The 19107-nt window shown below is 73.8% G+C and carries 18 protein-coding genes; 4 read left to right on the top strand and 14 right to left on the bottom strand.

Going from position 1 to position 19107, the window contains the following annotated elements; all coding sequences use genetic code 11:
• Window positions 1-6: 6 nt before the first annotated feature.
• Both V6V47_RS31065 and V6V47_RS31060 read right to left on the bottom strand, forming a co-directional pair.
• Window positions 7-531: a hypothetical protein gene (locus V6V47_RS31065; protein WP_334632095.1), complete on the bottom strand. Its 525-nt coding sequence runs from the start codon at window positions 529-531 to the stop codon at window positions 7-9.
• A 10-nt stretch (window positions 532-541) separates the two neighbouring features.
• Window positions 542-1081: a MauE/DoxX family redox-associated membrane protein gene (locus V6V47_RS31060; RefSeq protein WP_334632094.1), complete on the bottom strand. Its 540-nt coding sequence runs from the start codon at window positions 1079-1081 to the stop codon at window positions 542-544.
• A 339-nt stretch (window positions 1082-1420) separates the two neighbouring features.
• On the opposite strand from V6V47_RS31060, the gene V6V47_RS31055 reads away from it, so the two are divergent.
• Window positions 1421-2161 (top strand): DUF4142 domain-containing protein, encoded by a 741-nt coding sequence (locus tag V6V47_RS31055; RefSeq protein WP_334632093.1) that lies wholly within the window; start codon window positions 1421-1423, stop codon window positions 2159-2161.
• Here the strand turns inward: V6V47_RS31055 and V6V47_RS31050 are convergent.
• The 11 genes from V6V47_RS31050 to V6V47_RS31000 form a co-directional block, all read right to left on the bottom strand.
• On the bottom strand, window positions 2137-3981 hold the full coding sequence (locus V6V47_RS31050; protein WP_334632092.1) for an ABC transporter ATP-binding protein: 1845 nt from the start codon (window positions 3979-3981) through the stop codon (window positions 2137-2139). The genes V6V47_RS31055 and V6V47_RS31050 overlap by 25 nt on opposite strands.
• Window positions 3981-5681: an ABC transporter ATP-binding protein gene (locus V6V47_RS31045; RefSeq protein ID WP_334632091.1), complete on the bottom strand. Its 1701-nt coding sequence runs from the start codon at window positions 5679-5681 to the stop codon at window positions 3981-3983. The genes V6V47_RS31050 and V6V47_RS31045 overlap by 1 nt, the downstream gene beginning before the upstream one ends.
• A 91-nt stretch (window positions 5682-5772) precedes the next feature.
• Complete coding sequence (locus tag V6V47_RS31040) at window positions 5773-6027, bottom strand: hypothetical protein (protein ID WP_334632107.1); 255 nt, start codon at window positions 6025-6027, stop codon at window positions 5773-5775.
• Window positions 6028-6041: 14 nt separating this feature from the next.
• A complete protein-coding gene (gene tsaD / locus V6V47_RS31035) occupies window positions 6042-7088 on the bottom strand; it encodes a tRNA (adenosine(37)-N6)-threonylcarbamoyltransferase complex transferase subunit TsaD (protein ID WP_334632089.1) in 1047 nt (348 codons plus the stop codon).
• On the bottom strand, window positions 7081-7560 hold the full coding sequence (gene rimI / locus V6V47_RS31030) for a ribosomal protein S18-alanine N-acetyltransferase (protein ID WP_334632088.1): 480 nt from the start codon (window positions 7558-7560) through the stop codon (window positions 7081-7083). The genes tsaD and rimI overlap by 8 nt, the downstream gene beginning before the upstream one ends.
• Complete coding sequence (gene tsaB, locus V6V47_RS31025; RefSeq protein WP_334632086.1) at window positions 7557-8234, bottom strand: tRNA (adenosine(37)-N6)-threonylcarbamoyltransferase complex dimerization subunit type 1 TsaB; 678 nt, start codon at window positions 8232-8234, stop codon at window positions 7557-7559. The genes rimI and tsaB overlap by 4 nt, the downstream gene beginning before the upstream one ends.
• 191 nt (window positions 8235-8425) lie before the next feature.
• The gene (gene ung / locus V6V47_RS31020) at window positions 8426-9127 is read right to left on the bottom strand and encodes a uracil-DNA glycosylase (RefSeq protein WP_334632084.1); all 702 of its coding nucleotides are present in this window, start codon (window positions 9125-9127) and stop codon (window positions 8426-8428) included.
• A gap of 37 nt (window positions 9128-9164) precedes the next feature.
• The gene (gene tsaE / locus V6V47_RS31015; RefSeq protein WP_334632082.1) at window positions 9165-9653 is read right to left on the bottom strand and encodes a tRNA (adenosine(37)-N6)-threonylcarbamoyltransferase complex ATPase subunit type 1 TsaE; all 489 of its coding nucleotides are present in this window, start codon (window positions 9651-9653) and stop codon (window positions 9165-9167) included.
• Entirely contained in the window at window positions 9650-10756 is a 1107-nt protein-coding gene (locus V6V47_RS31010; protein ID WP_334632081.1) for an alpha/beta fold hydrolase, read from the bottom strand. Before V6V47_RS31010 ends, tsaE begins: the two co-directional genes overlap by 4 nt.
• The gene (alr, locus tag V6V47_RS31005; RefSeq protein WP_334632080.1) at window positions 10753-11871 is read right to left on the bottom strand and encodes an alanine racemase; all 1119 of its coding nucleotides are present in this window, start codon (window positions 11869-11871) and stop codon (window positions 10753-10755) included. Before alr ends, V6V47_RS31010 begins: the two co-directional genes overlap by 4 nt.
• 90 nt (window positions 11872-11961) lie before the next feature.
• Window positions 11962-13431 carry an NAD(P)H-hydrate dehydratase gene (locus V6V47_RS31000; RefSeq protein WP_334632079.1) on the bottom strand — a complete coding sequence of 490 codons (1470 nt, stop codon included), beginning with the start codon at window positions 13429-13431 and terminating at the stop codon, window positions 11962-11964.
• A gap of 229 nt (window positions 13432-13660) precedes the next feature.
• Here V6V47_RS31000 and V6V47_RS30995 point away from each other — a divergent pair, with 229 nt between their 5' ends.
• Both V6V47_RS30995 and V6V47_RS30990 read left to right on the top strand, forming a co-directional pair.
• A complete protein-coding gene (locus V6V47_RS30995; RefSeq protein ID WP_334632078.1) occupies window positions 13661-13957 on the top strand; it encodes a type VII secretion target in 297 nt (98 codons plus the stop codon).
• Window positions 13954-15534, top strand: coding sequence for an alpha/beta hydrolase (locus V6V47_RS30990; RefSeq protein WP_334632077.1), 1581 nt, complete (start codon window positions 13954-13956; stop codon window positions 15532-15534). The genes V6V47_RS30995 and V6V47_RS30990 overlap by 4 nt, the downstream gene beginning before the upstream one ends.
• A gap of 83 nt (window positions 15535-15617) precedes the next feature.
• Here V6V47_RS30990 and glmS read toward each other — a convergent pair whose 3' ends face one another.
• The gene (gene glmS, locus V6V47_RS30985; RefSeq protein WP_334632076.1) at window positions 15618-17531 is read right to left on the bottom strand and encodes a glutamine--fructose-6-phosphate transaminase (isomerizing); all 1914 of its coding nucleotides are present in this window, start codon (window positions 17529-17531) and stop codon (window positions 15618-15620) included.
• Between the two features lie 271 nt (window positions 17532-17802).
• Between glmS and V6V47_RS30980 the strand changes: the two genes are divergently transcribed.
• Window positions 17803-19011, top strand: a complete 1209-nt coding sequence (locus tag V6V47_RS30980; protein ID WP_334632075.1) for a pyridoxal phosphate-dependent aminotransferase — start codon at window positions 17803-17805, stop codon at window positions 19009-19011.
• The last annotated feature ends 96 nt before the right edge of the window (window positions 19012-19107 follow it).

Genomic DNA, 19107 nt, shown 5'->3' with positions numbered 1-19107 from the left:
GGGGCCCTAGACGCGTTGGCGGGTCGGCGAGACCGTCGACCGCAGCATGGTGAAGTCGGTGAACGCCAGAGCGGAGATCAGCATCCCGTCCCGGAACACGAGGGCCGCCGGGCTGACCGAGATGCCGAACTCGCCGGAGACCCAGTCACCACCCTCGTCCACGTGGTGCGGCAGGCGGGACAGCCCGTTCGCGGCGACGAACTCCGCGCCAACGGCGGCATCCGCGGTGGAGACGGCCACCGCGATGTCCGACACGTCGGTCTGGTCGGCGAGTTGGCCGGCCACCGTACGGCAACTGGAGCAGGCCGTACTGAGCACCAGGACGATCCGCAGCGGCCCGTCACCGAAGCCGGCCAGACCGGCGGGCCAGGCGGCCGGCACGTGGCCGACGCGAGCCTCCTCCAACAGTCGGACGCCGCTGCCCTGGGACGGGGTGACACCCGCGCGGTCGGCGAGCTGACCGAGCATCGCGAAGAGGACCACCACGCCACCGGCGAGGATCAGAAGGGCGATCCCGAACACGTAGGTCATAGCGCACTCCTCAGTGGTTGGCGGTCGAGGTCGGCCGGGGGCGGACCAGCTCACGGGCGGTGTCCCGCCAGATCCAAACGGCGAGCAGCACGACGATGCCTGCGACGCCGATCGGAAGCAGGTCGGTACGCGGGGCGGCGTCGGCTCCGCTCCGCAGCACGGCGAGCGCCCCGGCAGCGAGGGCGAGCCCGACGAGCACCGAGCGCAGGCCCAGCGGGCGACTGTCGCGTTGGCCGAAGCAGCCGCAGGGCGTCGCCAGGCCGCGAGCGCGGCCGAGCAGGCCGGCGCCAGCGAAGGCGAGGCCGAGGACGCCGGCGAGAACAGCCCCGGCGGTCCGCAGATCGGGAACCAGGAGCGCCACGCCGGTGAGCGTCTCCACCACGGCCAGCAGGCGTACGGCCCGCTGCGCGGCGGGCTCGGGAAGCCGGAGGAGCGCGGCGATCGCCTCCCGGCTCGCACCGGGAGCCGCGAGCTTGCCGAGCCCGGCGGAGACGAGGACGGCGGCGATCGCGCAGATGATCAGGCCGAGGGCGAAGGCGGACCCGGTCATGCTCGGGTAACCCGTTTCAGGACATGGGTCATCGACACCGCTGCCACCCCCCGTGTTGACCGGCATCCCCTCGGGGATCGATCGCCGGCAATTGATCGTCGCTCTCCGAGACACAATTCTTACGGTGCGCATCGATGAGCGTCAAGGTCCATTGGGCACCTTATTTGCCAGGGTCGATACCCCTGGTCCGCCGCTGTCATCCTGACGTGGATCTCGGGCACTCCCGGGCCGTCCGATGAACTGATCGAGCGACGAGTCCGTATCAGTGGACGGACGGGCGGCCGGCAGGGTGCGGCTGTCCAGACGCGTTCCGGTCCGGACCGAGGAGGCACCGCAGACATGGCACCGCTCAGATCCGCCCGTCGTCGGCCGGGCAATCGGGCCCACCGGGCGGCGATGCTGCTCATCGCGATCGTCGCGGCGGTCGGGGTCCTCCCCGGCGTGGCCGTCGCCGCTCCCGCCGGTGGTCAGCAGCTCAACGCCGCCGACATGACCCTGCTCAACGGGGTGCGGCTGGCCGGGCTGTGGGAGATGCCGGCCGGTCAGATGGCCGCCGAGAAGGGGCAGTCGGCCAAGGTCCGGGAGATCGGCGCGGGCATCGCCACCGAGCACCAGCGGCTCGACCAGCTCGTCGTGGATGCGGCCAACAAGCTGGGCGCGAGCATCCCGACCGAGCCGACCGCCGAGCAGAAGGGCTGGTTGTCGGAGATGCAGAACGCCTCCGGCGCCCGGTTCGACCAGATCTTCGTCACCCGGCTCCGGGTGGCCCACGGCAAGATCTTCCCGGTGATCGGCGCGGTGCGGGCCAGCACCCGGGACGCCACCGTCCGCAAACTCTGCGACGACGCCAACGGCTTCGTCATGCACCACATGCAGATGCTGGAGAGCACCGGACTGGTCCGCTGGGCGGAGCTGCCGCCAGCGGCGCTGCCCGCGCCCGGCAAGGACGGGCTGCTGGCCGCCGCCGCCGCGAACGCCGGCCCGCGGTCCGGGGTCAGCAGCACCGTGGTCTGGCTGGTCTTCCTCGCCGCGTTGGGCACCGGCGGGATCGCCACCTACCGGATGCTGCGCCGCAGCTGACCATCGCCGGCGAGCTCGTCGCTGCCGGGCTCCCCGGCACCAGGCTGACCCGCGCTGGGCTGGTCGGCCTGGTGCCAGGAGCGCCACAGCGCGGCGTACGAGCCGTCGGCCGCCACCAGGTCGTCGTGTGCGCCCAGCTCGGTGATCCGACCGTCCTCCACCACCGCCACCCGGTCGGCGTCGTGCGCCGAGAAGAGGCGGTGCGCGATGGCGATCACCGTACGGCCGGCCAGCACCGCAGCCAGCGATCGTTCCAGCTCACGGGCGGCGCGCGGGTCGATCAGCGAGGTCGCCTCGTCCAGCACCAGGGTGTGCGGGTCGGCCAGCACCAACCGGGCCAGCGCCAACTGCTGCGCCTGCGCCGGGGAGAGCGGATGGCCACCGGCGCCGACCACCGTGTCCAGCCCGTCGGGCAGCGCATCGGCCCACTCCAGGGCGGCCACCGCGGCGAGCGCCGCCCGCACCTGGGCCGGGTCGGCGCCCGGCCGGACCATCGCCACGTTCTCCCGTACCGTGCCGATGAAGACGTGGTGCTCCTGGGTGACCAGGGCGACGTGTGACCGCAGTTCGTCCAGCGGCAGCTCGTCCAGGCGACGGCCGGCCACGGTGACCGAGCCGCTGCGCGGGGCGTGCACCCCGGCCAGCAGACGGCCCAGTGTGGACTTCCCAGCGCCGGACGGCCCCACCATGGCCAGCTTCTCCCCCGGCCTCGGGACCAGGGTCACGCCGTGCAGGACGTCCCGCCCAGCCCGGTACGCGTACCGGACGTCCCGGGCGACGAGCTGCTCGGACCCTGCGCCGGAGGATGGAGCAGGCGTCGGCGACGTGGCGGACGGGGTGTCGTCGGGCCGGGCCACCCCGAGCAGACGGGCCATCGACGCGCCGCCCACCTGCAGCTCGTCCAGCCAGGAGAGCAGTCGGTCGACCGGGTCCACCAACTGCTGCACGTAGAGGGTGGCCGCGGTGACCTGGCCGAGGCTGACCCAGCCCCGCAGGTAGAACCAACCGCCGATGAGCAGCGTGGCGACCACCGGCACCACGTACCCGATCTCGGCCACCGGGAAGAAGACGGTCCGCAGGTTGAGGGTGTACCGCTCGGCGGCGTACGACCGGCGGATGTCGGCGTCGGTGCGGGCCCGGCGGCGCGCCTGCTGCCGCAGCGCCTCCGTGGTCCGCGAACCCTCGACGGTCTCGCTGATCCCGTCGGTGATGTCCGAGTAGGCGGCGTTCTCGCGCAGGTAGCCGTCGGGGGCGCGGCGCAGGTACCAGCGGGTGCCGGCCCAGAGCATGGGCACCGCCAGCAGGCAGGGCAGCGCGAGCAGCGGGCCGATCAGCACCAGCGCGCCGACGATGAACCCGGCGGTGACCACCGCGATCAGCGTCTCGGGCACGGCCATGCGGACGGTACGGGACAACGCGGAGACGTCCCGGGACGTCCGAGTGAGCAGGTCCCCGGTGCCGGCGCGCTCGACGGTGGCCAGCGGCAGGTCGAGGATCCGGTCCACGAACTCCTCGCGCAGCTCGGCGAGCACCCGCTCACCGAGCCGGGCCGAGGCCAGGTAGGCGAACCGGACCAGCACCGACTGGGCCACCACGAAACCGCCGATGAGCAGCGCGATCCGATCCACCGTGGACTGTCCGACGCCTCGGGAGATGCCCTCCACCAGGTCGCCGAGCAGCCGCGGAGCGACCAACCCGGCCGCGGCGGCCAACGCGTGCAGGCCGAGCGCGACGGCCAGCGCGCGCGGGTGCCGGCGGGCCAGCGTCCGCGCGTACCGGCGGACCTGCTTCGCGTCGGCGACCGGCAGTGCGGTGCCCATCAGTCCTCCTCCCGGCTGACCGTCGCCCGGTAGCGCGGCTCGCCGTCCAGCAACTCGGCGTGCGTCCCCTCGGCCACCACCTTGCCGTCCTCCACGAAGATCACTCGGTCGGCGTGGCTGAGCACCAGCGGGCTCGTGGTGCACACCAGGGTGGTCCGGCCGGCGCGGGCGTCGCCCAGCCGTTCCGCGATCCGGGCCTCGGTGTGCGCGTCGACCGCGCTCGTCGGCTCGACCAGCAGCAGGGACTCCGGGTCGGCGACCAACGCGCGGGCCAGCCGCAGCCGCTGCCGCTGCCCGCCGGAGAACTCGCGGCCGCGCTCGGCCACCAGGCTGTCCAGCCCGTCGGGCAGGGCCTCGACGATGTCCGTCGCGCTCGCCGCGACCAGCGCCGCCGCGAGCGCCGCGTCGTCGCCCCGGTCGTGCGGGTCCAGCTCCGCGCGGAGCGGGCCGGTGAACAGATGTGCGTCGTTGTCGGCCACCAGGATCCGCGCGCGCACCGTCGCCAGCGCCAGCCCCCGCAGCGGTACGCCGTGCAGCATGGCGTCCGAGTCGGTGTACCGGCCGAGCCGGTCCACGATCGCCGCCGCGTCCTCGGGGGCCGTGGCCGCCAGCGCGGTGAAGCGGCCGGGGTGCAGCACCACACCGGAGCTGGGATCGGTCAACTCCCCCACCCCGTCGGGCAGCGCCGCCGGCTGCGCCGGGTCCAGCAGGTCCGGGGTGAGCCGCAGCAACCGGACCACCCGACGGGCCGACACGTGCCCACGGGTCAGCTTGTCGACCGCCTCGGTGAGATTCCGCAGCGGGCTGACCAGGAAGGCGGTGTAGCCGTAGAAGGCGACCAACTGTCCGGCGCTGATCTCGCCACGCAGCGCGAAGCGGGCACCCAGCCAGGTCACCAGCACCAGGAAGGCGCCGGGGAGCAGCACCTGCGCGGCCTCCAACAGCGACTCCACCCGGGCCACCCGCAGGCCGTGCGTACGAAGCGACTGCGACCGCGTCCGGTAGCCGGCGGACAGCACCGGTTCACCACCGACGCCGCGCAGCACCCGCAGCCCGGAGACGATGTCGGCGGCCCGGGCGGTCAGCGCCCCCTCCGCATCCCGGTACGCCTGCTGCTGGTGGTGCAGCGGCCGGATGAGCAGCGCCACCACCGCCATCAGCAGCGGTACGCCGCACACCACGACCAGCCCGAGCGGCATCGAGGCGTTCAGCAGGATCACCGCGACAGTGACGATCGCGACCAGCGAACCGGCACCACGGGCGGTGATGTCCACGGCGTGCCCGATCTGGCCGATGTCGGACGTACCGATGCTCACCACCTCGCCGGCCGCCACCCGGCGGGGCAGCCCGGCGCCGAGCCGGTTCGTGGCCCCCACGGTCAACTGCACCGTCCGGTACGAGGCGGCCAGCCAGTTGTGCACCGCGCAGCGGTGCCGCAGGATCCCGGCGACCGCCTGGAGCACGCCCAGCCCGAACAGCACCAGCCCCCAGGTGAGCAGAGATCTCTCGTCACGGTGGGCCAGTCCGTCGACGGCCCGGCCGACGGCGGCCGGCATCAGCGCCTGGGCCACCATCCACACCACACCGAGCGCGACGCCGACGGTGAACAACCGCTTGTGTCGGCTGGCGACCCAGACCAGATAGCGGGTCGCCGACCGAGAGTCAGGTACGCCGGGGTCGCCGGCCAGTGAGAAGCGCATGACGGCTCGACGCTAGGCGGCCGGACCGGAATGGGGCGAACCAATTACCGCCCAGGGTGCCGCAGCTCACGGCGGGCACGGTGGGCGATCCTCAGCGGTCGACCTGGGTGAAATCCCAGGAGTGCGGGGCGCGGGCCACCAGCAGGGCGGGCGGCTCGGGCAGTGGACGCGGATTGCTGCGCCACTTTGAGATGACCACCACCCGGTGGTCGGTGGAGGAGAACACCTCACTGGACAGGTGCAACGGGTCGTGCTCGAACTCGGGCAGAGCGGTGTCGCACACCCAGGTGATCAGGTCGGCGACGCCGTACGACTCGGCGCGCGCCTCCCACATCCGCACGATCATGTCCGCAGCCCCCGTCACACGCTGACCGTGGTGAGCGGCAGCGCCGAGTCTGCGGGCAGGTCCAGCCGGCTCGGCGCGACCCCGGCGGCAACCAGGTGCGACCCGAGCGCGGCCACCATCGCCCCGTTGTCGGTGCAGAGCTTCGGCCGTGGCACCCGGACCCGGATGCCGTGCTTCTCGGCCCGCTGCTCGGCCATCGCCCGCAGTCGCGAGTTCGCCGCCACTCCCCCGCCGATCACCAGGGTGTCGATGCCGTTGGCGCGACAGGAGGCGATCGCCTTGGCGGTCAACACATCACAGACCGCCTCTTGGAAGGACGCGGCCACGTCGGCGACCGGCACCGGCTCACCGGCGCGCTGCCGGGCCTCGACCCAGCGGGCCACCGCGGTCTTCAGCCCGGAGAACGAGAAGTCGTACCGATGCGCCGCAAGGTCCTTGGCGGCGGTCAGGCCGCGCGGGAAGGCGATCGCGGCGGCGTCGCCGGCCCGGGCCTCCCGGTCGATGGGCGGGCCGCCCGGGAACGGCAGTCCGAGCAGCCGGGCGACCTTGTCGAACGCTTCGCCAGCCGCGTCGTCGATGGTGGCGCCGAGCGGGGTGACGCCCCGGGCCAGGTCGTCGACCAGCAGGAGCGACGAGTGGCCGCCGGAGACCAGCAGCGCGATGGCGGGTTCGGGCAGCGGGCCGTGCTCCAGGGTGTCCACGGCAACGTGGGCGGCCAGGTGGTTGACGCCGTACACCGGCTTCTCGGCGGCGACCGCGTACCCCTTGGCGGCGGCGACGCCGACCAGCAGCGCGCCGGCCAGCCCGGGCCCGGAGGTGACCGCGATGGCGTCGATGTCGGCCAGGGTGACGCCGGCCTCGCTCAACGCCCGTTCCATGGTCGGGACGATGGCCTCCAGGTGGGCCCGGCTGGCCACCTCGGGCACCACGCCCCCGAACCGGGCGTGCTCCTCGACGCTCGAGGCGAGCGCGTCGGCCAGCAGGGTGTGCCCCCGCACGATGCCGACGCCGGTCTCGTCGCAGGAGGTCTCGATGCCCAGGATCAGCGGTTCGTCAGTCATGGTCGTGTGGTCCGTCCCCGGTCGGCTCGGCGACACGCTGCATGACCAGCGCGTCGGTGTTGCTCGGTTGGTAGTAGCCGCGCCGCACCCCGATCGGCTCGAATCCGTACGTCGCGTACAGCCGCTGGGCAGCGGCGTTGTCGACGGCGACCTCGAGCAGGGTGTTGCGGGCGCCGCGCCGCGCCGCCTCGGCGAGCAGATCCTCCAGCAGGGCCCGCGCGATGCCGCGCCGCTGAACGTCCCGACGAACGGCGATGTTCTGCACCCACACCTCGTCCGGCGGGGCACCCGCGAGCCCGGCGTAGGCGAGCACCGCACCGTCGGGGTCGGTGGCGACGCGGTAGTAGTGCCCGTTGGCCAGCTCGCTCCAGAACATCCCCGGCGACCACTGCTCGGCACCGAAGAGGTCCTCCTCGATGGGGAGCACCTGGTCGATGTGCCACCAACGGAACCGCTCCAGCCGCACGCTCATGGCAGGACCGGTTTGTGGCCGGTCGCCGCCACGGCGTCCGGGCGGCGCAGGTAGAGCGGGGTGAGTCGCTCACCGGGCGCGCCAGCGCGGATCCGTTCGGCGGCGAGCAGCGCCAGCACGGTGGCGTCCGGGTAGCGCGGCTCAACCCGGACCGGAAGGCCGAGGGTATCCGCGTACCGGTGGGCGCCGTCACCCACCGCGACCGTCGCCTGCAACTCGCGGGCTCGCGCGGCGGCCACCGCCGGTGTGGACACCTCGGGCCCGAGGATCCGCTGGCCGGCACCGTCGTAGACGGCCCAGTAGAGCTCCTTGCGGCGGGCATCGCTGGCGGCCAGCACCGGCTCGCCGGCCGCGGCCGGGTGACCGATGCCGTCCAGCGAGCAGACACCGTACGTGGGGATGCCGAGCACCTGCCCCATGGTGGCGGCGGTGACCAGGCCGACCCTCAGCCCCGTGAACGGGCCTGGGCCGAGCCCGGCGACGATGGCGCCCAGGTCACGCGGGCGCGCGTCGACGTCGGCGAGAACCGCGTCAATCTGGGGAGCGAGTAGTTCGCCGTGCGCACGGGCATCGACCGTGCACCGGTGCGCCCGGGACACCACGCCGTCCGCCGAGACCTCCACCAGTGCCGCGGTCACCGCAGGAGTCGAGCTGTCCACCACGAGTACGAGCACGGTGAACCAGCCTAGCCGCCCCGCCACCACACCCGGTCACACCCCGCCCCGCCATCCGCTCCGCAGGCTCCCGCCGCGCGCCCCGCACACCCGCGCGCCGATCGGTCCCGGTGCCCCGGCCGGGGGGCAGCTCGCCGGCGGAGGGTGGCCGGGCGCCGGCCGCGCCGCAAGCAGAACGCGGCCGGGCCAGCTCAGCCGGCGGTGCGCTCCCAGTCGATGGTGGGCAGGCCCGCGTCCGCGAGCGCCTTGTTGGCCGCGCTGAACGGACGGCTGCCGAGGAAGCCGCGCGGGTTCATCGGGCTCGGGTGGCCGGCCTCGAGCACCACGTGGTGCGGGTTGGTGACCAGCGCGGCCTTCTTGCGGGCGTAGCCGCCCCAGAGCAGGAAGACCACCCGCTCCGGCGAGGCGTCCAGCGCGCGGATGGTGGCGTCGGTGAACTCTTCCCAGCCGGAGTTGGCGTGTGAGCCCGGGGTCGCCTGCCGGACGGTCAGCACCGCGTTGAGCAGCAGCACCCCCTGCGCGGCCCAGCCGTCGAGGTTGCCGCTGGGCGGCTTGGGCACGCCCAGATCCTCGCCCAGCTCCTTGAAGACGTTGCGCAGCGACGGCGGCACCGCCACGCCGGCGCGAACGCTGAAGCTCAACCCGTGCGCCTGCCCGGCCCGGTGGTAGGGATCCTGACCGAGGATCAGCACCCGGGTGCTCTGCGGCGGGCAGAGCTGGTACGCCGAGAACAGGTCCGCCAGCGGCGGGAAGACGGTCTGCGTCGCGTACTCCCGGGCGACGAACTCGGCCAACGCCCCGGTGCGCGCCTGATCCAGGTGCGGGGTGAGCGCGGCACGCCACTGCTCCGGTAGGAGCGCCAGCAGGTCCAGGGCGGGGGTGTCGTCGGGCATCAGCAACCTCTCACAGCGCGGCTCAGTCCCCCGAACTCTAGGCACCGGGTACGACAGCGATCCGTCGAGCCCAGTCACCACCGACCGGCTCCAGCTCGACGATCCGGGTGTCGTCGTCGTGGCGGTCGAGGCGTACCCGCAGGTGCGCGTCCACCAACTGCTCCACCAGGCCCTCGCCCCACTCCACCACGGTCACCGACTCGTCCACCGAGGCGTCCAGGTCCAGGTCGTCGATCTCGGCGCGCGGGTCGACGGCGGTGCCCAGCCGGTAAGCGTCGGCGTGCACCAACGCCACCCGACCGCCCTGGGCCGGATCGGGCCGGTGCACCCGGGCGATCACGAACGTCGGCGAGGTGACGGCCCCGAGCACCCCGAGCCCGGCGCCGATGCCCTGGGTGAGTGCCGTCTTGCCGGCACCCAGCGGACCGGTCAACAGCACCAGGTCACCGGGCTGTAGCAGCCCGGCCAGCCGGCGGCCGAACTCCCGGGTGTCCTCGACGGTCGGCAGCTTGACGACGTGACTCACCGTTCCTCCGTGCTCTCCAGCGACCCGAGGAACCGCGTCAGCGCCGCGTTGACCTCGTCCGCGTGCTCCAACATCACCACGTGCCCACTGTCCTCGATCTTCACGAACTCGGCGTGCGGCAGTCGCCGGACGATCTCCTCGGAGTGGGTCACCGGAGTGATCATGTCCTTGTCGCCGACGACCACGAGCACCGGAGTGTCGGCCAGCGCCGCGAGCGCCGGGAACCGCGAGTGGGTGGCCAGGGTCCGCAGGTAGCGGGTGACCGTGTCGGCGGACGTGCGGGAGTTCATCGTCTCCACGTACGACACGAGCGCCGGGCTGGGCTTGCGCGTGCCGAAGCCGTACTTGCGGGTGAGCAGCCAGGCCACGTTCGAGGTCGACTTGCGGGCCTTGTCGATCACCGGGCCGCCGTACCGGGTGGCGTTGCTGACCATGTACAGCACCGGGCCACCGACCCGGCCGAGCAGCGCCGGCGCGACCAGCTTGGTCTCCGCCAGCAACCCGCCCGAGGTGGCCATCAGGACGGTGCCCACCACCCGGTCACCGAACAGCTCCGGAAACAGCTCGGCGAACGCCATGATGGTCATGCCACCCATCGAGTGGCCGACCAGCACCAGCGGCCCGTCCGGGGCGGTCCGGTCGATCACCTGACGCAACGTCCGGCCGAGCACCGCGAGGTCGTACTCGCCGGTCTCCAGTCGGCCGGACCGGCCGTGACCGGGCTGGTCGTACGCCACGATCCGGTGCTCGCCGCGCGCGGCGAGCATCTGGCGCTGGAAGTGGAACGTGCCCATGTCCAGGCAGAAGCCGTGCACCAGCACGACCGTCGGGCGCCCGGGCAACGGCCGGGTCGGCTCGACCACCTCGACGTGGATGTCCGTGCCGTCCGGCAGCTCCAGCCGGAACGCGTCGTCGTACCGCTGCTCGCCGAACGTCTCGTGCGCGTAGCGGTCGCCCTTGTCGGCCTTGAGCCGGCGGACCAGGGTGCGCTCGGTCGCGACACCGGCCGCCAGCCCGGCCGCGGCGACACCGACCGCGGCGCCGACGAGCCCGGCGACCCGGCCGGCCGCGGTCCGCGGTCGCGGGATGCGGTACGCGCTCATGGCCGCTCGCCGTCGTACACCCGTGGCACGCGCGTGCCTCCGAACCGGGTGACGATCTCGTAGTTGATCGTGCCGACGGCCTCGGCCCAGTCGTCGGCGGTGGGTCCACCGTCGGCGCCGCTGCCGAAGAGCGTCGCCACGTCGCCGTCGGCCACCGGGTCGTCGCCGCAGTCGACCACGAACTGGTCCATGCAGACCCGCCCGGAGATGGTCCGCCGCGCACCGGCGAGCTGCACCGGGCCGCTGTTGGACGCGTGCCGGGGTACGCCGTCGGCGTACCCGAGCGGCACCACGGCCAGGTTCGCGTCGTCCGTCGTGGTGTAGGTGTGGCCGTAGGAGACTCCGGTGCCGGACGGCACCCGCTTGGTGAGCATGACCCGGGCCCGCGCGGTCATCGCCGGCCGCAGCCCGTACGTCTCGCCGGCCACCGGGGAGAGCCCGTAGATGGCCACGCCGGGGCGGACCAGATCGAAGTGGGTGTCCGGGCGGGTCAGGGTGGCCGCCGAGTTGGCCAGGTGCCGCCAGCGCGGGCGCAGCCCGGCCCGCTCGACCATGGCCAGCCCCTCGTGGAAGACGGCCAACTGCCGGTCCGTGGTCGGGTGGCCCGGCATGTCCGCGTACACGAAGTGGCTCCACACGCCGACCACCTCGACCAGGCCGTCGGCCTGGGCCTTGGTGGCGGCATCCAGCAGCGCCGGCCAGTCGGCGACGGTCGCCCCGCCCCGGGACAGCCCCGTGTCGATCTTCAGGTGCAGGCGGGCCGGCCGTTCGGCGCGCCGACTCGCCTCGACCATCTCGTCGAGTTGCGACAGGCTGGCCGCGGCCAGGTCCACCCCGGCGCCGACCCCCTCGTGCAGCGGCAGACCGGGGGCGAGCAGCCAGGCCAGCACCGGCACGGTGATCCCCGCACGGCGCAGGGTCAGCGCCTCGTCGAGGGTGCAGACGCCGAGCCAGTCCGCGCCGGCGTCGAGCGCCGCCCGGGCGGCAGGGACCATGCCGTGGCCGTACCCGTCGGCCTTCACCACCGCCATCAGCTCGGCGTTGGTGCCGGCGCGGAGTTGGCTCACGTTCGCACGGATCGCATCAAGATCGACGCGTACCTCGGCCTGCCACATGCGCCAAGCCTACTTTCCGCCGTGATCACCGTGGGCGGCGACGCACGTCCCGGGTGATCGATCCCGCCGTTCCATCCGGAAGCGGCATGATCAGCCGAGTTGGGCGACAACCGGGCGCAGGGCGGTCGCCACGTCGGGCGCGGTCACCGGGCCGCCCCGGGCCGCCTCCCGGCCGGCAAGACCATGCAGGTAGGCCGCCGAGGCCGCCGCCCGGTCCGCGGGCACTCCGGCCGCCAGCAGCGAGCCCAGCAGCCCGGCCAGCACGTCGCCCGTGCCGCCGGTGGCCAGCGCCGGGGTGCCGGTCGGGTTGACGTACGCCTGGCCGGCCGGGGTGCCGATGACCGTGCGGTCCCCCTTGAGCAGCACCACGGCGTTCATCCAGGCGGCCAGTCGCAGTGCGGCGGCGACCCGGTCGGCGCCGGGTTCCTCCCCGCAGAGCCGGGCGAACTCCCGGTCGTGCGGAGTGACCACGATCGGCGCGTCCCGGCCACGCAGCCGGTCGGCGAGCGAGCCGTCGACCAGCAGGGTCAGCGCGTCGGCGTCGAGCACCACCGGCACCGGCGCGGCCAGTACGGCGCGCAGCTCCGCCGCCGCGTCCTCGCCGGTGCCCAGCCCGGAACCGCAGACCCACGCCTGCACCCGGCCCGCCTCGGCGACCCGCCCGGTGGCGATCACCGAGGGGTGCTGGTGCAGGACCTCGGCCCGGGCGCCACCGGCGTAGCGGACCATGCCGGTCGGGCCGGCCAGAGCTCCGCCGACGGAGAGCACCGCCGCGCCCGGGTAGGTCGCCGAGCCGGTCGCCACGCCGACCACACCCCGGGTGTACTTCTCCGATGCCGGGCCCAGCCGGGGCCACCAGTCGACCAGGTCGGACCACTCGGTGACCTGCAACGCCGGTGTGCCGCGCAGCCACGGTCGCAGCCCGATGTCGACCAGCTCCACCTGACCAGCCAGGGCTGCGGCCGGCCCGACCACCAGGGCCGGCTTCAACGCGCCGAAGGCCACCGTCACGTCGGCGCGGACCGCGCTGGGCCGGCCGGAGGCGGCCAGCGGCACGTGCCCGGTGTCCACCGCCACCCCGCTCGGCACGTCCACGGCGAGCACGGTGGCCCGGCCGCCGTCGCGCCCGCGCAGGTCACCGAGGCCCTGGACCACCTCGTCCGCGGCCGCCCGCAACCCACCTTTTCCACCGATCCCGACGATGCCGTCGAGGACCAGGTCGACGGGGCCGCTCGGGCGGTCCACCAGCCGGCCACCCGCGGCCCGCAGCGCGGCCAGCCCGGCGGCGTGGGCCCTCCCGGGGGTGAGCAGCAGGGCGGACACGGCCACGCCCCGGCGGGCCAGCCGCTCCCCGGCGTACAGCGCGTCGCCGCCGTTGTCGCCGGAGCCGACCAGCAGCAGCACCTGCCCGCCGTACACCCCGCCCCGCTCGGCGAGCAGCAGCGCCGCCCGCCGGGCCAGGCCTGCGGCGGCCCGCTGCATCAGCGTGCCGTCCGGCAGCGTGCCCATCAGGCCCGCCTCGGCCGCCCGTACGTCACTCACCCGCCACACCGGTCTCATGCCACCGTGCCCCCATCCGCTCGCGGGCGACGTCGATGCCGACCGCGACGATCACCAGATCACCCTACCGGCGGCGGAGGCGGCAGATTAGCCGTCGGGTTCGCGGTGGGCAATGCCTGTGGACAGCCCGGGGGTACGGCCACCGCCGGTCGTCCACAGGGCCACCCGGGGCGTACGGGCCACGCCTAACGTCGGCGCGTCGATGCCGATTGCCCATGGGGGTGTGGTCATGACCGAGGAGCCGTTCGCCGTCCGTCCGCAGGAGCTGCGTGCCGTGGCCGGGGCACTCGACGACGCCGCGCACCGACTGGCGCTGGGCCTGGCCGGGGCGCCCGGGCTGCTGGTGGCGGCGCCGGGCTGGCGGGCCGGCGCGGCCCTGGCCGGTCTGGAGGCGGCCGGGCACGCCTGGCTGTGCCAGCTGGGCGCCCAGGTGGCGGCGACCGCCGGCGGAGTGCGAACGGCGACCGAGGCGTACGAGACGGTCGACGACCGGGCCGCTGGCCGTTTCGGCGCGCTGCCCCGATGACCACCATCGGCTATCGGCAGCTCTGGGCGGCGGATCCAGGCGGATGGCGGGCCGCCGGCACGGCCTGGGCCGGGTTGACCGTCCCCGTCGAGGGGCGGGTCGGCGAGCTGGCCGGGGCAGCCGGGCGGCTGCGGGGCGGCTGGTCGGGTGCGGCCGCCACGGCAGCGGACGTCCGGCTCGCCGGGCTGCGAGGCGAGCTGACCTCGGTCACGCCCGCACTGATCGAAGTTGATCAAGTGCTGGCCGAGCTGGCCGGTCGTCTGACGGTGGCCAAGGCGCGGCTCGCCGAGGCGGTAGCCCTGGCCGACGCGGCCGGCCTGTTGGTGGATCGGGCGGGCGGGGTGCGCGCCGACCCGTCCCGGGTCCGGCCGAGCGAGCGGGCCGGCGTGGCGGCGGCGGGGGTGGCGGCGGCACTGCGGGACGCGCTGGACCGTGCCGGTACGGCGGACCGGGCGGCCGCCGACCGGCTGGACGAGCTGTCCCGGGCCGCCGCCTCCGGCTGGGCCTCCCCGCCGCCGCCCGGCCGGCCGGCGTCCGACGCCCCGCCGGCAGTGGTTCGGGCCTGGTGGTCGGGGTTGACGCCGGCGCAGCGCCGGTGGCTGGTCGGGCACGAGCCGGCCCTCGTCGGCCGACTGGACGGGGTGCCGGTGGCCGCCCGTGACCAGGCCAACCGGCTACGGCTCGATGCCTGGCGCGAGGAGTTGCTGGCCGAGCGGCGGCGGTTGCTGGGCCGGGTGCCACCGGGGCCGGCCGCGTCCGTTCGGCTGCACGGGCTCGCAGCACGGTTGGCCGGCCTGGACGCGCTCAGCGGGCGACTGGCGGCCGGTGACCCGCGGGCGTACCTGCTCGGGCTCGATCCGACCGGCGAGGGCCGGGTCGTGGTGGCGCTCGGCGACCCGGACCACGCCGACCGGGTGCTGACCTACGTGCCGGGGATGACGGCCGGGCTCGACGACGCGCCCGGCGAGCTGGACCGGGCGGCGCGGGTGCTGGGTCGGTGCGCCGCACTCGCTCCGGGTGAACGCAGCGCGGCGGTGCTCTGGCTGGATTACGACGCGCCCGATTTTCTGCCCGAGGCGGCCTCGGCCCGCCAGGCACACGACGCCGGTCCGGCGTTGCACCGGTTCCAGGAGGGGCTACGGGCCAGCCACGAAGGGCCGCCGGCCCGGCAGACCGTGCTCGGGCACAGCTACGGGTCGCTGGTGGTGGGCGTGGCCGCCCGCGAGCACGGGCTGGCCGCCGACGCGCTGGTCTTCGTCGGCTCGCCCGGGGTCGGCGCGCCGCACGCCGCCGAGTTGGGCCTGCCACCCGGGCAGGTCTGGGCCAGTCGCGCCGTCGACGACGTGATCCGGTTGGCCCAACCCGTCGACGAGCTGGCCGGGCGCGCCCTGCTCGGTGTCTCGCCGCTCGCCGCCGTGCTGGGCCGGGCGGGGCACGAGTTGTGGTTCGGCACCGACCCGGCCGATCACGCGTTCGGGGGGCGGGTCTTTCCCAGTGGCCGGGGCGGGCACGCCGGCTACTGGGACCCGGGCAACCCGGCGTTGGACGGGATGGCCCGCATCGTGCTGGGCCGCTGACGGTGGCTCGGGTCCGACCCGCTCGCCAGGGAGCCCCGGCCACCAGAGATGTGGCGACCGGGGCCCTGGGATGCCAGCGGCGGTTACTCGACGGTGACCGACTTGGCCAGGTTGCGGGGCTGGTCCACGTCGTGCCCACGGGCGGCGGCGATCTCGGCGGCGAGCACCTGGAGCGGCACCGTGGTGACCAGCGGGGCCAGCAGGGTCGGCGTACGCGGCACGTAGATGAGGTGGTCGGCGTACCGGACGACGGCCTCGTCGCCCTCCTCGGCGATCACGATGGTGCGTGCGCCGCGCGCCCGTACCTCCTGGATGTTGGAGACGACCTTGTCGTGCAGCATCCCCCGACCGACCGGCGAGGGCACCACGCAGATCACCGGGGTGCCCTGGTCGATGAGAGCGATCGGGCCGTGCTTCAGCTCGCCGGCGGCGAAGCCCTCGGCGTGCATGTACGCCAACTCCTTGAGCTTGAGTGCGCCCTCGAGTGCCACGGGGTAGCCGACGTGCCGGCCGATGAACAGCACGGTGGGCTCGGACTTCAGCTCCCGGGCCAGCTCACGCACGGGCTCGATGCGGTCGAGCAGCTCACGCAGCTTGCCGGGGATCTCCTGCAACTGCGCGACGACCGCGCCCACCTCGTCGGCGAACTTGATCCCCCGCACCTGGGCCAGGTGCAGGCCGATCAGATAGCAGGCGACGACCTGGGTGAGGAACGCCTTGGTGGAGGCGACGGCGATCTCCGGCCCGCCGTGGGTGTAGAGCACCGCGTCGGACTCGCGGGGGATCGTCGAGCCGTTGGTGTTGCAGATCGCCAGCACCCGGGCCTTCTGCTCCTTGGCGTGGCGCAACGCCATCAGGGTGTCCATCGTCTCGCCGGACTGCGAGATCACCACGATCAGCGTGGACCGGTCGAGCACCGGGTCGCGGTAGCGGAACTCGCTGGCCAGCTCCACCTCGCACGGGATCCGGGTCCAGTGCTCGATGGCGTACTTGGCGACCATGCCGGCGTGGTACGCGGTGCCGCAGGCCACGATGAAGATCTTGTCGACGTCGCGCAGATCCTGGTCGCTGAGGCGGACCTCGTCGAGCGCGATCTCACCGGTCTCGGTGAGCCGGCCGAGCAGCGTGTCGGCGATGGCCTGCGGCTGCTCCTCGATCTCCTTGAGCATGAACCAGTCGTAGCCGCCCTTCTCCGCGGCGGAGGAGTCCCAGTCGATGTGGAAGTCCTTGCCGGCGGCGGGCTGGCCGTCGAAGTCGGTGATCTCGATGCTGTCACCGGTGATCAGGACGATCTGGTCCTGGCCCAGCTCGACCGCTTCCCGGGTGTGCTCGATGAACGCGGCCACGTCGCTGGCCAGGTAGTTTTCCCCGTCGCCCCGGCCGACCACCAGCGGCGAGTTGCGCCGGGCGCCGACGACCGCGCCGGGCACCGCGGCGTCGACCGCGAGCAGGGTGAACGCGCCCTCCAGCCGCTGGCAGACCACCCGCATGCCGGCGGCGAGCAGTTGCGGGCCGTCCGGCTGACCGGCGGCGCGCAGCTCGGTCAGCGCGGCGGCGAGCAGGTGCGCGGCGCACTCGGTGTCGGTGTCGCTGGTGAACTGGACGCCGTCGGCCTCCAGCTCGGCGCGGAGCTTGGCGAAGTTCTCGATGATGCCGTTGTGGATCACCGCGACCCGGCCGTCGGGGGCGACGTGTGGGTGGGCGTTGCGGTCGGTCGGGCCGCCGTGGGTGGCCCAGCGGGTGTGCCCGATGCCGGTGGTGCCGTCGCCGATGCCGAGCGGGCTGGCCGCGCAGTCCTCGGGGCTGCTCGCGGCCCGCTCGGAGAGCACCTTCTCCAGGTTGGCCAGCTTGCCGGCCTTCTTCTCGATCAGCAGTTGGTCGTCGCAGACGATCGCGACGCCCGCCGAGTCGTAGCCGCGGTATTCGAGCCGCCGGAGCCCGTCGAGCACGATGCCGAGTGCCGGGCGCGCGCCCGCGTATCCCACGATTCCACACATGGCCCGCAGCTTAACCCAGTTTCACTCATCAGTGGTGCTCGAAAGTCGGGTAAACAATCACTGAATTTGAGCGATCGGGCCTGTGGGCGGCGTCATCGGGACGATCGTCCAGGCCCGAACGCGCCATACCCTTCATGAGCTGATCGACACGAGGTCCGCGATATCGCGGCATCCGGCCGTCCACGTCACCCCGAGGTCAGTGATCTGGAGTCGATCACGCGGGCCCGAGTGAGGCTGGGGTTCGGCCGGGCATGCCCGTAGGCTGGCGTGGGTGACGACGAGCACCGATGCCGATCCGCTGGTTGCCAGGATGCGGCCCTTCGGCACGACGATCTTCGCCGAGATGTCCGCCCTCGCGGTCCGGACCGGCGCGGTCAACCTCGGCCAGGGCTTCCCGGACACCGACGGCCCACCGGAGATGCTGGCCGCCGCCGCCGAGGCGCTGCGCGCCGGGCAGAACCAGTACCCGCCCGGTCCGGGGATCCCCGCCCTACGCGCGGCGGTGGCGGCCCACCAGCGCCGGTTCCACGACCTGGCGTACGACCCGGACGGCGAGATCGTCATCACCGCGGGTGCGACCGAGGCGGTCGCGGCCAGCATCCTCGCTCTCTGCGAACCGGGCGACGAGGTGGTCTGCTTCGAGCCGTACTACGACTCGTACGCTGCCTCGATCGCACTGGCCGGCGCGGTGCGGCGGCCGGTCACCCTGCGTCCCACGGCCGACGGCCGGTACGCCTTCGACCCGGCCGCGCTGCGCGCGGCGTTCGGGCCGCGGACCCGGCTGGTGCTGCTCAACTCACCGCACAACCCGACCGGCAAGGTCTTCACGCCGGCCGAGCTGACGCTGGTCGCCGAGCTGTGCCAGGAGTACGGCGCGTACGCGGTCACCGACGAGGTGTACGAGCACCTGGTCTTCACGGACGCGACGAGCCCACACGTGTCGCTGGCCGCCCTGCCCGGGATGCGCGAACGGACGCTGCGCATCTCCTCGGCCGGCAAGACGTTCTCCTGCACGGGGTGGAAGGTCGGCTGGGCGAGCGGCCCGGCCGCGCTGGTCTCGGCGGTGCTGCGGGTGAAGCAGTTCCTCACCTTCGTCAACGCCGCCCCACTGCAACCCGCGGTCGCGGTGGCGCTGGCCCTGCCCGACGACTACTACACCGGCTTCCGGGACGGGCTCCAGCAGCAACGTGACCAGCTCGTCGGTGGCCTCACCGACGCCGGGTTCGACGTGCTGGTGCCCGAGGGCACCTACTTCGTCACCGCCGACGTCGGCGCGCTCGGCGGCCGGGACGGCGTGGAGTTCTGCCGCTCGCTGCCGGAGCGCTGCGGCGTGGTGGCGGTGCCGACGCAGGTCTTCTACGACGACGCCGACGCGGGCCGCCGACTGGTCCGCTTCGCCTTCTGCAAGCGCCCGGAGGTGCTCGCCGAAGCGGTCACCCGGCTGCGCCGGCTCTCCGGGGCCACTCCCGCGTCGATCTAGGGAGAATCGCCGCCACGCGAGATCCACTCGCAACGACTTGCCCTAGATCGACGGGGGCGGGGGCGGGCGCGGGGGGTGGGGCGGGCGTGGGGGTGG

This window comes from Micromonospora sp. CPCC 205539 (assembly GCF_036906815.1).
Classification (GTDB): domain Bacteria; phylum Actinomycetota; class Actinomycetes; order Mycobacteriales; family Micromonosporaceae; genus Micromonospora.
The sequence above is the reverse complement of the archived record's forward strand: the minus strand, read 5'-3'. Positions and strand labels throughout refer to the sequence as shown.